This is a genomic window from Streptomyces sp. NPDC039736 (genome assembly GCF_055596485.1).
Genome location: NZ_JBVIUQ010000008.1, coordinates 1 through 13,173, shown reverse-complemented (window position 1 = coordinate 13,173; position 13,173 = coordinate 1). Strand labels below are relative to the sequence as shown.

Sequence of the window (13,173 nt, the reverse complement as noted above, 5' to 3'; positions counted from 1 at the left end):
CTCCCGGTCCCGGCGGCGCGCCCGCCCAGGCTCCTGACCACGGCGGCGCGCCCTCGCCTCCCGGCCGTCACCTACGCGTCCGCTCTCGCCGTCGCGAGCAGTTCCTCCGCGTGCGCGCGCGCCGTCTCGGAGTCCTCCTGGCCCGCGAGCATCCGCGACAGTTCCCGCACGCGGTCCTCGCCCTCCAGCACGGTGACACCGCTCCTGGTGACCGAGCCGTCGTTGGTCTTCTCGACCAGCAGTTGCCGGTCGGCGAACGCCGCCACCTGCGGCAGGTGCGTCACCACCACCACCTGCGCCGACTTCGCCAGCTTCGCGAGCCGTCGGCCGACCTCCACGGCCGCCTTGCCGCCGACGCCCGCGTCGACCTCGTCGAAGAGGTACGTCGGCACGGGGTCCGACCCCGCGAAGACGACCTCCACCGCGAGCATCACCCGGGACAGCTCACCGCCGGACGCGCCCTTGCCGATGGGCCTGGGGTGCGCGCCCGGGTGCGGGGCGAGCAGCAGCTCCACCTCGTCGGCGCCGGAGGAGCCGTACTGGACCGGGCGGCCGTTGACCTCGATGCCGTTGGCCGGGTCCTCGGTCTGGCGGATGTCGATGGACACCCGGGCGTGCGGCATCGCCAGCGACGCGAGCTCCGCGGTCACCGCGTCGGCGAACCGGGCGGCGGCCTCGGTGCGGGCGTCGGTCAACGCCTGCGCCAGCAGGGACAGTTCGCCGCGCAGGATGTCGCGCTCGGCGGTCAGCTCGCCGATCCGGTCGTCGTCGCCGTCCAGTTCGGTGAGCCGGGCGGCGCCCTCCTGCGCCCAGGCCAGCACGGCGTCGATGTCCGAGCCGTACTTGCGGGTGAGCTGGGTGAGAGCGGCCCTGCGCTCCTCCACGGCGGCCAGCCGCAGCGGGTCGGCGTCCAGGTTGTCGGCGTACCCGGCCAGCTCGCCCGCCACGTCGCCCAGCAGGATGCCGATCTCGCCGATGCGCTCGGCCAGCGCCGCCAGCGCCGGGTCGTGCGCCCGTACGGCGTCCACGGCCCGCTGGGCGCCCGCGACGAGGGTGTTGGCGTCGACGCCCTCGGGGTCCTCCGGGTTGCCCGCGAGGGCCGCGTGGGCGAGGGCGGCGGCGGAGGCGAGCGCCTCGGCGTGCCCCAGCCGCTCGGCCTCGGCGGCGAGTTCCACGTCCTCGCCGGCCAGCGGCTCGACGGCGGCGATCTCCTCCAGGCCGAAGCGCAGCAGATCGGCCTCCTGGGCCCGCTCCCTGGCCCGCGTGGTGATCTCGTCCAGCTCGGCGGAGACGGCCTTCAGACGCCGGTAGGCGCTCACGTACTTGGCGTGCGGCATCGAGACGGCGTCGCCCGCGTACCGGTCGAGGGCCTGCCGCTGCCGGGACGGCCGCAGCAGCCCCTGCTGGTCGGTCTGCCCGTGCACGGCCACCAGGTCGTCGGCGAGCTCCGCGAGCAGGCCCACCGGCACCGAACGACCGCCGAGGTGGGCGCGCGAACGCCCCTCGGCGGAAACCGTCCTGCTGACGAGCAGCGCCCCGTCCTCGATCTCGGCCCCGGCCTCCTCGGCGCGCAGCGCGGCGGGTTCGCCGGGGCGCACCGTGATCCGCCCCTCCACCACCGCCGCCTTGGCCCCGACCCGTACCAGGGCAGCGTCGGCCCGGCCTCCGAGCAGCAGCCCGAGACTGGTGACGACCATGGTCTTGCCCGCTCCGGTCTCGCCGGTCACCGCCGTGAAGCCGGGTGACAGCTCGACGACAGCGTCGTCGATGACTCCGAGCGACCGTATCCGCATCTCCTCCAACACGGACACGACCTTACGAGGTCCGGAGCCCCCCGTGCGACGACCCCTGTCCGCCGCCCTCCCCCGGAGCGGTACGGAACCCGGGGAAATCCCCGCCCTGATCTCTGCGGCCTGTGTCATGGTGCGCGCCTGCCCGGCCCGCGGGGTTCCGATCGCGAAGCGGGTGACGTGGCGGCCGTCCGGTTGATCGGTTCCATCTACATGTCGATTTTCGCGGCTTCGTCCACCTGAAGCGGCGTCCGCACGAGGCGGCGTCCACGCGCGGCGGCCGCGCGAGCGCACGCCTGCGCGGTCGCCGTGGTTCGGCTCGGCCTGCCGGCCGGCGCGGCCCCGCCTCAGTGCGGCGCGCCCCGCCATCCGGCCACCGGCAGTGCGAACTTGGCCACCAGACGGTCGGTGAACGACGCCTGGTGCAGCCGCGCCAGCCGTACGGGAACGGCTCCCCGGCGCACCTCCACGCGCGCCCCCGACGGCAGTCCCACGGTCCGGCGGCCGTCGCACCACAACACCCCGTCCGGCGTGTGCGGCTGCACCTCCACCGCGAGCACGGACGACGGCGAGGTCACCAGCGGCTTCGCGAACAGCGCGTGCGCGCTGATCGGCACCATCAGCAGCGCCTCCACCTCCGGCCACACCACGGGGCCGCCCGCCGAGAAGGCGTACGCGGTGGAACCGGTCGGTGTCGCGCACACGATGCCGTCGCAGCCGAAGCCGGTGACGGGCCGCCCGTCGATCTCCAGCACCACTTCGAGCATCCGCTCCGGCGAGATCTTCTGGACGGCGGCCTCGTTCAGCGCCCAGTCCTCGTGGACGACCTCACCGTTGTTGTGCACCAGGACGTCGAGCGTCATCCGCTCCTCGACCTCGTACGAACGGGTGACGACGCGGTCCACCACCTTGTCCAGGTCGTCCCGCTCGGCCTCCGCGAGGAAGCCGACCCGCCCCAGGTTGACGCCCAGCATGGGCACCCCGGAGGCACGCGCGATGTCGGCGCCGCGCAGCAACGTGCCGTCGCCGCCCAGCACGATCAGCAGCTCGCAGCCGTCGAGCACGTCCGGGGTCGCCTCGACGACCGTCTCCACCGACGAGGGCAGCGGCAGGTCCACCGCCTCCGACTCCAGCAGGCGCACCCCCAGGCCGCTCCTCAGCAGCCCCTTCACGACCAGCTCGGCGCTGCGGACGGCCGCGGGCCGCCCGGTGTGCGCGAGCAGGAACACGGTCCGCTCCGCCGTCGGCTCCAGCACGCGCGCCGGCTCCAGCACCTGCTCCGGTTCCGGTTCCGGTGCGCGCACCGGGTCCGGCCCGTCCGACGTTCCGGTCGTCCCTGTTGTCGTCACTGGGGCCCCTCCGCCACTGCACGATCGACATCCGCCGGGTCGAGCTCGGGTGCTCCGGCCCTCAGCCACAGAAAGTACTCGACGTTCCCCGAGGGGCCGGGCAGCGGACTGGCCGTCACGCCCCGCACCCCGAGCCCGAGTTCCCACGCCTGCCGCGCCACGTTCCGTACGGCACCGGCGCGCAGCTCCGCGCTGCGCACCACCCCCCCGCTGCCCAGGCGCTCCTTGCCCACCTCGAACTGCGGCTTCACCATCAGCACCAGGTCCGCGTCCGGCGCGGCGCACCGGGCGAGCGCGGGCAGCACGAGACCCAGCGGAATGAACGACAGATCGCCCACCACCAGGTCCACCGGCACCCCGTCGATCGTCTCCGGGGTCATCTCGCGGACGTTGGTGCGGTCCTTGACGGTGACCCGCTCGTCGGACTGCAACGACCAGGCCAGTTGCCCGTACCCGACGTCCACCGCGACCACGTGGCCCACGCCCGCCCGCAGCAGTACGTCCGTGAAGCCGCCGGTGGAGGCTCCCGCGTCCAGCGCCCGCCGGCCCGCGACCTCCAGGCCCAGCGGGGTGAAGGCGGCCAGCGCCCCGGCCAGCTTGTGGCCGCCGCGCGACACGTAGTCGGGGTCGTCGTCGTCCTGGCGCACCACCAGGGCCGCGGCCGTCTCGACCTGCGTCGCGGCCTTCGTGGCCACCGTCCTGCCGACCGTGACCCGGCCCGCGGCGATGAGCTGGCTCGCGTGCTCCCGCGAGCGGGCGAGCTTCCGGCGGACCAGCTCGGCGTCCAGGCGGCGGCGTGCCACTCCTGCCACGTGCGTTCAGCTCCTGTTGTCGTGCGGTGAAGCGGGGGGCGCCGGAGGTCCCGGGCGTGCGTCGAGTGCGGTCAGCGTCTCGCGCAGCCCCCGGTGTACATCCTCGTACACCTCGATGTGTCCGTCGGCCGTGAGGTGGTCGACGTCGGCCAGCCGCTCCAGGTGGGCGTCCACCTCCGGCTGCCCCGTCGGTTCGCGCACGACGCCGAGCGGGGCCGGGGCGGCCGGGTCGTACGCCACCATGCCGCCGGCCCCGCCGCCCGTGTCCTCGCCGGCTCTCGCGTCCTCTTCGTCCATGGTCATGACGCTACCGCGAAGGCCTGCGGTACGGTCGGCCGTGATGGCGACCTTGCAGGAGTGCCGCGAAGCACTCGACAGACTCTCGGAGAACCTCACCCGCTCCGACCACGACGGCGTGCGCGGCGCCGCGGCCTTCGACCGCACGCTCAGCTGCCACGTCACCGACCTCGACACGACCTTCGCCGGCCGTCTGTCGGACGGCCGGATCACCGTGGCGGACACCCGGCCGGGCCCGCCGCGGGAGCGCGCGCAGATCCGCCTCGCGATGGCGGGCGACGACCTGGTCGCCCTCGTCGACGGCGAGCTGAACTTCGCGAAGGCGTGGGCGTCCGGCCGCGTCCGCCTGGAAGCGGGCTTCCGCGACCTGCTGCACCTCAGGAAGCTGCTGTAGCGGCGGCGGTACGCGCCTTCCGCGCGGCCGGCACCACCAGCGGCGTCCCCGTCTCGGGGTCCTCGATCACCTGGCACCTCAGCCCGAAGACCCGCTCCACCAGCTCCGCCGTGACGATCTGCGACGGCGCGCCCTCCGCGACGACCTCGCCGTCGCGCATGGCGATCAGGTGGGTGGCGTAACGGGCGGCGTGGTTGAGGTCGTGCAGCACCGCCACGAGCGTGCGCCCCTGCGTCTCGTGCAGCTCCGCGCACAGGTCGAGTACGTCGATCTGGTGCTGGATGTCGAGGAAGGTGGTCGGCTCGTCCAGGAGCAGCAGCGGCGTCTGCTGGGCGAGGGCCATGGCGATCCAGACCCGCTGCCGCTGCCCGCCGGACAGCTCGTCGACGTACCGCTCGGCGAGTTCGCCCACCCCGGTGGCTGCCATCGACTCCTCGACGATCCGCTCGTCCTGCGGCGACCACTGCCGCAGCAGCCCCTGGTGCGGGTAGCGGCCGCGGGCCACCAGGTCGGCGACGGTGATGCCGTCGGGCGCGACCGACGACTGCGGCAGCAGTCCCAGCGTCCTGGCCACCTTCTTCGCGGGCATCGACTGGATGACCTGGCCGTCCAGCAGCACCCGCCCCCGCGCGGGCTTCAGCATCCGCGACAGGGCGCGCAGCAGGGTGGACTTGCCGCAGGCGTTCGGGCCGACGACGACGGTGAAGGAGTTGTCCGGGATCGTCACCGAGAGGTCCTCGGCGATGACGCGCTCGTCGTAGCCGAGCGTCACGGATTCCGCGGCGAGGCGCTGCATGGGCGTCGTACTCCTCTGGTCGTGCTTCGTCAGGTCGTTCCGCGACAGACCGGCCTTCGTCAGGTCCTGCTGCGTCAGGTCGCGCTGCGTCGGGTCGTTCCGCGTCGGGTCGTTCCGTGTCGGGTGCGGGCCGCCGCCCGCCGGGAGCGTCACAGCCGTCCCGCCTTGCGCTCGGTCACCAGCAACCACAGCAGATAGCAGCCGCCGACCACACCGGTCACCACGCCCACCGGCAACTGCCGCTCGCCGAACGCCGACTGGGCCGCCCAGTCCGCCACCACCAGCAGCATCGAGCCCATCAGCGCGGAGGCCACCAGATTGGGCCCCGGCGCCCGCGTCAGCCGCCGGGCGACCTGCGGCGCGCTGAGCGCGACGAAGACGATCGGCCCGGCCGCCGCCGTCGCGGCGCCCATCAGCAGCACCGCGAGCACGATCAGCACCACCCGGACCCGCTCCACCGGCACGCCCAGGGCGAACGCCGCGTCGTCCCCCATCTCCATCATCCGCAGCGCCCGCCCGTGCCGCAGTACCAGCGGTACGAGCACCACGCACGCCACGGCCATCGGCCACACCTGCTCCCAGCCGCGCCCGTCCAGCGAACCGGTGAGCCACACCATCGCCTCGGTGGCGTCCGCCAGATCGGCCTTGGTCAGCAGGTACTGCATGACGGCGGTCAGCATGGCGGCGGCCGCGATGCCGACCAGCACCAGCCGGTAGCCGTGCACCCCTCGCTTCCAGGCGAGCAGATAGACCAGCACCCCCGTGATCAGGCAGCCGACGAGGGAGCCGACGGCGATCGTCCAGTTGTTCCCCTGGAACAGCACGATCACCACCAGCGCGCCCACCATCGCGCCCTGGCTGAAGCCGAGCATGTCCGGGCTGCCGAGCGGGTTGCGCGAGACCGACTGGAAGACCGACCCGGACAGCCCCAGCGCCGCGCCGACCAGCAGCGCGGTCAGCACCCGGGGCAGCCGGACGTCCAGGACGATGAACTCCTGCGCCATGGCGCCGTTGCCCAGCAGCGTCTGGACGACCTCCCCGGGCGACATCGGGAAGTCGCCGCCGCCCCCGAGGACGAGCGCCACCGCGACGCCCAGCGCCACGACCCCGGTCAGCAGCGTCAGGACGCCCGCCCGGACGTCGTACCGCACCGAGAGCCCGCCGGCCCGCAGCGCCCGTGCCCTCTTGTCGCCCGCGCTCGCCTTCGCCTTCACGGGCGGGCGCGGGTCCCTGTCGATGCTCACATCTGCCCCATTCGCCGGCGCCGCACGAGGTGGATGAAGACCGGCCCGCCGATGAGCGCGGTCACGATCCCGACCTGGAGTTCGGCGGGCCGGGAGACGACCCGGCCGACCACGTCGGAGCCGAGCAGCAGCACGGGCGCGAGCACGGCCGCGTACGGCAGGATCCACCGCATGTCGGGGCCGGTCACCGCCCGCACGAGATGCGGCACCATCAGCCCGATGAAGACGATCGGCCCGCACGCGGCGGTGGCCGCGCCGCACAGCAGCGTCACGGCGGCCATCGACAGCACTCGTGTACGGGTCAGATGCACCCCGAGCGACCGCGCGCTGTCCTCGCCCATCTCCATGGCGTTCAGCGGCCGTGCCAGGACCAGCGCGAGCACCAGCCCCGCCACGATGAAGGGCCACACCTTCCCGACGACCGCCATGTCGGCGGACGCCAGCGACCCCACGGTCCAGAACCGCAGCCGCTCCAGGGCCGCCGAATCCAGCAGTTGCACGGCGTTCACGTACCCGAAGAGCGCGGCGGTCGCCGCCGTCCCGGCCAGCGCCAGCCGCACGGGCGTGGCCCCCCGGCTGCCCCCGAGCACGTACACGACGGCGGAGACGACCGCCGCCCCGAGGAACGCGAACCACACGTACCCGGTGAGCGAGGTCACCCCGAAGAAGCTGATCGCGCTGACCACTGCGGCGGAGGCCCCGGCGTTGACCCCCAGGACCCCCGGCTCGGCCAGGGGATTGCGGGTCAGCCCCTGCATCACCGCGCCGGCCGTGCCGAGGGCGGCGCCGACCAGGATGCCGAGGACGGTGCGCGGCACCCGGACGTCCTGGACGATGACGTCGTTCCCGGTCCCGGAGTAGTGCCACAGCCCGTGCCACACGTCCCCGAGCGGAACGTTCTTCGCCCCTACCGCGATGCTCGCCAGCACCACCAGCACGAGCACGCCCAGGGCGACGAGGAGCCCGAGCGCCCGACCGGCATTCCGTTTACGGCCCGACGCGGGAGCGGGGCGGTGCTCCACGCTCTGATCAGGGCCACTCTCAACCAACACCAGGTAAGGCTAGCCTAGCCTCACCCTTCTCTCGGCCGCAGTGGGCGGCGGACCCGCCGCGAGAGGCCGGAACCGCCGGGCAGGAGGACGGCCCAAGGGGCGGAACGGCCCGGCAGGGGAGGCGTCCCAAGGAGTCGGAACGGCCGGGTCCAGGAGACGGCCGAAAGAGGCGGAACAGCCCGGCCAGGAAGCGACCCACCGCAGCAGCACAACCCGCCAGGGCGGCGGCCCCTCGAAAGCCTCCGCCCCACCCCCCGTCCGCCTACAGCTCTCCCCTACGCCAGCCCCACCTTCTCCACCGCCTCCTCCACCTCCAGCTCACACGCCCCGTCCCCCGCCCGTCCCCACGCCACCGCGCACATCGCCCGCAGCCCGTCCATCGCGGCCCCTTCTCCCTCGACCACCAGCGCCTCCCCCTTCACCGAAGCCGTCCACCCCCCGCAGCCGAAACCGGCCCCCTTCTCCACCACTTCCGGCTGCCCCGCCAACAGCCCCCGCAGATCCGCGTCCACGTACGTCGGCCGGTACTTCGCCTCCGCCCTCAGCAACTGCACCGCGTCCGTCACCCCGGTGAGCACCAGCAGCGAATCCACGCCCCCGACGTTCGCCCCCTCGATGTCCGTGTCGAGCCGGTCCCCCACCACCAGCGCCCGTTCCGCCCCGGTCCGCAGAATCGTCTCCCGGTGCATCGGCGGCAACGGCTTCCCCGCCACCTGCGGCTCCGCCCCCGTGGCGATGCGTACGACCTCGACCGCCGCCCCGTTCCCCGGCGCGATCCCCCGCGCGCTCGGAATCGTCAGGTCCGTGTTCGACGCGAACCACGGCACACCGGCCCTGATCGCGTACGACGCCTCCGCGAACCGGCTCCATGGCAGGTCCGGCCCGCCGTACCCCTGCGCCACCGCCACTGGCCCGTCGTCCGCCGACTCCACCGGCACCAGCCCCCGCTCCCGCAGGGCGACCCGCAGCCCCTCCCCGCCGATCACGAGCACCCGCGAGCCCTCCGGCACCTGCTCCGAGATCAGCCGCGCCACCGCCTGCGCCGACGTGATGACGTCCCCCGCCTCCGCCGGAACCCCGAGCTCCGTCAGATGGGCGGCAACGGCATCCGGGGTCCGCAGCGCGTTGTTCGTCACGTACGCGAGATGCATCCCGCCGTCCCGCGCCGCCCCCAGCGCGTCCACCGCGTGCGCGATCGCCTCGCCCCCGGCGTAGACGACCCCGTCGAGGTCCAGGAGCGCCGTGTCGTACGCCTCGCTGAGCGCCTTCCCGCTCCTGCTCGGACGGGTCCTGACCCCGGCCCCGCCGTCGGCCCCGGCCTCGGTCCTGCCCTGCCGCTCACCCATGCTCATCCGCTCCTCGTTCCACTGTCTTTCCCCCGATCATCACCCATCCGCCCACCCCACTTACGATGCATCAATGACCACACCAGGGCCGGACGGGGACCACGGCCTGCGACTTGTCCCCCTGCGCGGACTCCGCTACGTCCCGGAGGCCGTCGGCAGTCTCTCCGCCGTCACCTCTCCGCCGTACGACGTCGTGGTCCGCCCCGACGGCCTGCTCCACCTGGAGTCCGCGGACCCGCACAACATCGTGCGGCTGATCCTCCCGCAGGCGGACACCGCCACCGCCCGCCACCAGCAGGCCGCCCAGACGCTCCGCGACTGGCTCGCCGAGGGCATCCTCGCCCCCGACCGCGTCCCCGCCCTGTACGTGTACGAGCAGTCCCGCGACGGTCTCCTCCAACGCGGCCTCATCGGCTCCCTGGCCCTCTCCTCCCCCGAGGAGGGCGTCGTCCTCCCCCACGAGGACGTCATGCCGCACGTGGTGGAGGACCGCGCCGCCCTGATGCGCGCGACGGCCGCCAACCTGGAGCCCCTCCTCCTCACCTACCGGGGCGCCCCGGGCCCGGCCGACACCGCGTCCGTGATCGACCGCACGGTCGCCCGCCCCCCGCTGCTGGCCACCACCACCGAGGACGGCTTCCACCACCGCCTCTGGGCGATCACCGACCCGGCCGAGATCGCCGAGACCGCCGCCGGCCTCGCCGGCCACCAGGCGCTCATCGCCGACGGCCACCACCGCTGGGCCACCTACCTGCGCCTCCAGCAGGAGCACGCCCCCGCCCCCAGCCCCTGGGACTACGGCCTGGTCCTCCTGGTCGACACGGCCCGCCACCCCCTCCAGGTCCGCGCCATCCACCGCCTGCTGCACCGCCTCCCGGTGTCCGAGGCGCTGGCCGCGGTGGGCGGTTCCTTCCGCGTACGACACCTGGACGCGCCCCTTCCGGAAGCCATGGCCGCCCTCGCCGATTCGGCCGCGCACGGCAACGCCTTCCTCCTCGCGGGCGACGGCTCGTACCACCTCCTGGACCGCCCCGACCCGGACCTCATCGCCCGCACGGTCCGCGCCGACCGCCCGGCGGCCTGGCGCACCCTGGACGCGTCCGTTCTGCACGAGACCCTCCTCGCCCATGTCTGGCACGTCCCGGACGCCCCCGAGGACATCGCCTACATCCACGACACCGAGGCCGCCGTGGAACAGGCCGAACGCAACGACGCCACCGCCGTCCTCATGCACCCGGTCCGCGAGGAAGTCGTACGGGACCTGGCCCGCCAGGGCGTCACCATGCCCCGCAAGTCCACGTCCTTCGGCCCGAAGCCCGCCACCGGCCTGGTCCTGCGCAGCCTCACCATCGACTGACCCGCCCCGGCCACGCACGACCCACCGCACAAAAAAGGGCGGCACCCCGGAATCCCGGAGTGCCGCCCTCTCTCACACTCAGCCCTTGTCGGCCTCGCGCTCATCGGACGCGGACGCCCCGGCCTCCTCGGAGGCCACCACGGGCTCCTCCTCGACCGGCACCTCGACGACGTCCTCGGTCACCTCGGCCTCCTCGGCCTCGGCCACTACGGGCTGCTCGTCCTCGTGGCCCTCGTCCAGCGCGTCGACGAACTCGACACCGTCGAGCTCGGCCAGCCGGTCGGAGGCGTCCGTCGTGCCGTCCTTGTCCGCCTCCACCGCCTTGGCGAACCACTCACGCGCCTCGTCCTCGCGCCCCGCCGTCAGCAGGGCGTCGGCGTACGCGTACCGCAGTCGCGCCGTCCACGGCTGTACGGAGTTGGACCCCAGCTCGGGACCCTGCAACGTGACGATGGCGGCATCGATCTGCCCCATGTCGCGCCGGGCGCCCGCCGCCACGAGCCGCATCTCGACCTGTCCGGCCTTGTCCAGCTTCTGCACCTCGGGCTCGCCGGCCATGGCCAGCGCACGCTCGGGACGGCCGAGACCGCGCTCGCAGTCCGCCATGACGGGCCACAGGTCCACGGTCCCGGTCATCCGACGGGTCGCCCGGAACTCGGCGAGCGCCTCGGTGTACCGCTGCGTGGAGTACGCGGCGAAGCCGGCGGCCTCACGCACCGCGGCCACCCGCGACGCCAGCCGCAGGGCGATGCGCGAGTACGCGTACGCCTCCTCCGGCTCGTCGTCGATGAGCTTGGCCACCATCACCAGGTTCCTGGCAACGTCCTCGGCGAGGGTCTTGGGCAGGCTCATCAGCTCCTGACGCACGTCCGGGTCGATCTCGTGCCCGGTGACGTCGTCCGGGATCGGCAGCCGCTTGATCGGCTCACGGTCCCGGTCCTCGCGACGGAAGCCGCCGCGGTCGCCGCCCCGGTCATCACGCCGGTCGTCGCGCCCGCCGCGGTACCCGCCCCGCTCCCCGCCGCGATCGTCCCGGCCACGGAAGCCACCGCCGGAGCGGTCGTCCCGACGCGGCCCCCGGTCGTCCCGACGGTCGTCGCGGCGGAATCCGCCCCGGTCACCGCTGGGCCGGTCGTCACGGCGGAACCCGCCCCGCTCGTCGTCACGCCGGGGCGCACGGTCGTCGCGACGGAAACCGCCCCGGTCGCCGCCCCGGTCGTCACGGCGCTCGAAGCCGCCACCGGACCGGTTGTCGTCCCGACGGAAACCGCCCCGGTCACCACCGCGATCGTCCCGGCGCTCGAAGCCACCCGGACGCCCACCACCGGAACGGTTGTCGTCCCGACGGAAACCACCGCGGTCCCCGCTGGGCCGGTCGTCACGGCGGAACCCACCGCGGTCCCCACCGGAACGGTTGTCGTCCCGACGCTCGAAACCACCCGGACGCCCACCACGGTTGTCATCGCGACGGAAACCGCCGCGGTCGCCGCTGGGCCGGTCGTCACGGCGGAACCCGCCACGGTCACCACCGGAACGGTTGTCGTCGCGACGGAACCCACCACGGTCGCCACTCGGCCGGTCGTCACGGCGGAAACCACCGCGGTCACCAGTCGGCCGGTCGTCCCGGCGCTCGAAGCCGCCACCGGAACGGTTGTCGTCCCGACGGAAACCACCGCGGTCCCCGCTGGGCCGGTCGTCACGGCGGAACCCACCGCGGTCCCCACCGGAACGGTTGTCGTCCCGACGCTCGAAACCACCCGGACGCCCACCACGGTTGTCATCGCGACGGAAACCGCCGCGGTCGCCGCTGGGCCGGTCGTCACGGCGGAACCCGCCGCGGTCCCCACCACGGTCATCACGCCGGTCGTCCCGACGCTCGAAACCGCCGCCACCGCCACCGGGACGGCCGCCACGGTCGTCACGTCCACGGAAACCGCCACGGTCTCCGCCCCCGGAACGGTCGTCACGGCGGAAGCCGCCGCCACCGCCCCGGTTGTCGTCACGGCGGAAACCGCCGCCGGACGAGCTGCTGTCGTCACGCCGGCCGTAGCCACCGCCGGCCGGACGGCCACCACGGTCGTCACCGGACGGACGGCCGCCACGGTCGTCGCGACGGTCCCCACCACGGTTGTCGTCGCGGCGGAAGCCACCGCGGTCCCCGCTGGGCCGGTCATCGCGACGGAAGCCACCCCGGTCGTTGTCACGACGGGGGCCGCGGTCGTTGTCACGACCACCGCGGTATCCGCCCCGGTCACCGCTGTTGTCACGGTGACGCGGCTCGCGCTCCGGACGATCGTCAGGAGAGTTGGTGGACATGGGTGACTCCTAGTCTTCGGGCAACGCAGTCATTCTCGCGCAGTCGGACATCCGACGCGCTTCGGGCAGGAAAAACAAAAAGGACCCTTGGTCCCAGCATGAACGCTGGGACCAAGGGTCCTTTTGAAAGATTGTTCGGCGGCGTCCTACTCTCCCACAGGGTCCCCCCTGCAGTACCATCGGCGCTGAAAGGCTTAGCTTCCGGGTTCGAAATGTAACCGGGCGTTTCCCTAACGCTATGACCACCGAAACCCTATCGGTTTCGAGCGAACAAGCACACTCTTCAATTAAGTGGGTTCTGCTCTTACCAGCAACTGTTCGTTGCTTCAGAACTAACACAGTGGACGCGAGCAACTGAGGACAAGCCCTCGGCCTATTAGTACCAGTCAGCTCCACCCGTTACCGGGCTTCCACATCTGG

The 13,173-nt window shown here is 73.2% G+C and carries 11 protein-coding genes, 1 rRNA gene and 1 pseudogene; 2 read left to right on the top strand and 11 right to left on the bottom strand.

The annotated features are described in order from the left end of the window. Positions 1-71 precede the first annotated feature (71 nt). The 4 genes from recN to ACZ56L_RS24305 all read right to left on the bottom strand — a co-directional run bounded on the left by recN (position 72) and on the right by ACZ56L_RS24305 (position 4,194). A complete protein-coding gene (gene recN / locus ACZ56L_RS24320) occupies positions 72-1,811 on the bottom strand; it encodes a DNA repair protein RecN (protein ID WP_471066332.1) in 1,740 nt (579 codons plus the stop codon). Between the two features lie 326 nt (positions 1,812-2,137). Continuing rightward, on the bottom strand, positions 2,138-3,043 hold the full coding sequence (locus tag ACZ56L_RS24315; protein WP_345226608.1) for an NAD kinase: 906 nt from the start codon (positions 3,041-3,043) through the stop codon (positions 2,138-2,140). A gap of 92 nt (positions 3,044-3,135) precedes the next feature. Then, the gene (locus ACZ56L_RS24310) at positions 3,136-3,951 is read right to left on the bottom strand and encodes a TlyA family RNA methyltransferase (RefSeq protein WP_380837822.1); all 816 of its coding nucleotides are present in this window, start codon (positions 3,949-3,951) and stop codon (positions 3,136-3,138) included. 6 nt (positions 3,952-3,957) lie between these two features. Further along, positions 3,958-4,194, bottom strand: coding sequence for a hypothetical protein (locus tag ACZ56L_RS24305; RefSeq protein ID WP_345226605.1), 237 nt, complete (start codon positions 4,192-4,194; stop codon positions 3,958-3,960). Between the two features lie 97 nt (positions 4,195-4,291). Between ACZ56L_RS24305 and ACZ56L_RS24300 the strand changes: the two genes are divergently transcribed. Beyond that, a complete protein-coding gene (locus ACZ56L_RS24300; RefSeq protein WP_401760999.1) occupies positions 4,292-4,642 on the top strand; it encodes an SCP2 sterol-binding domain-containing protein in 351 nt (116 codons plus the stop codon). On the opposite strand, the gene ACZ56L_RS24295 is transcribed toward ACZ56L_RS24300, so the two are convergent. The 4 genes from ACZ56L_RS24295 to ACZ56L_RS24280 all read right to left on the bottom strand — a co-directional run bounded on the left by ACZ56L_RS24295 (position 4,626) and on the right by ACZ56L_RS24280 (position 9,080). Beyond that, positions 4,626-5,438: an ABC transporter ATP-binding protein gene (locus ACZ56L_RS24295; protein ID WP_401761046.1), complete on the bottom strand. Its 813-nt coding sequence runs from the start codon at positions 5,436-5,438 to the stop codon at positions 4,626-4,628. The genes ACZ56L_RS24300 and ACZ56L_RS24295 overlap by 17 nt on opposite strands. A gap of 149 nt (positions 5,439-5,587) precedes the next feature. Continuing rightward, on the bottom strand, positions 5,588-6,676 hold the full coding sequence (locus ACZ56L_RS24290) for a FecCD family ABC transporter permease (protein WP_471066680.1): 1,089 nt from the start codon (positions 6,674-6,676) through the stop codon (positions 5,588-5,590). A 2-nt stretch (positions 6,677-6,678) separates the two neighbouring features. After that, the gene (locus ACZ56L_RS24285; protein WP_380837904.1) at positions 6,679-7,632 is read right to left on the bottom strand and encodes a FecCD family ABC transporter permease; all 954 of its coding nucleotides are present in this window, start codon (positions 7,630-7,632) and stop codon (positions 6,679-6,681) included. A 377-nt stretch (positions 7,633-8,009) separates the two neighbouring features. Further along, complete coding sequence (locus tag ACZ56L_RS24280; protein ID WP_471066330.1) at positions 8,010-9,080, bottom strand: HAD hydrolase-like protein; 1,071 nt, start codon at positions 9,078-9,080, stop codon at positions 8,010-8,012. A 73-nt stretch (positions 9,081-9,153) separates the two neighbouring features. Between ACZ56L_RS24280 and ACZ56L_RS24275 the strand changes: the two genes are divergently transcribed. After that, positions 9,154-10,437 carry a DUF1015 domain-containing protein gene (locus tag ACZ56L_RS24275; RefSeq protein ID WP_471066328.1) on the top strand — a complete coding sequence of 428 codons (1,284 nt, stop codon included), beginning with the start codon at positions 9,154-9,156 and terminating at the stop codon, positions 10,435-10,437. 78 nt (positions 10,438-10,515) lie between these two features. Here the strand turns inward: ACZ56L_RS24275 and ACZ56L_RS24270 are convergent, their stop codons facing one another. From ACZ56L_RS24270 to rrf, 3 genes and pseudogenes are all read right to left on the bottom strand, one after another. Beyond that, a complete protein-coding gene (locus ACZ56L_RS24270; protein WP_380837901.1) occupies positions 10,516-11,289 on the bottom strand; it encodes a tetratricopeptide repeat protein in 774 nt (257 codons plus the stop codon). Between the two features lie 75 nt (positions 11,290-11,364). Then, a pseudogene (locus ACZ56L_RS24265) lies at positions 11,365-12,066 on the bottom strand (hypothetical protein); the annotation flags it as partial. Positions 12,067-12,886: 820 nt separating this feature from the next. Next, positions 12,887-13,003 (bottom strand): 5S ribosomal RNA (gene rrf / locus ACZ56L_RS24260). Positions 13,004-13,173 lie beyond the last annotated feature (170 nt).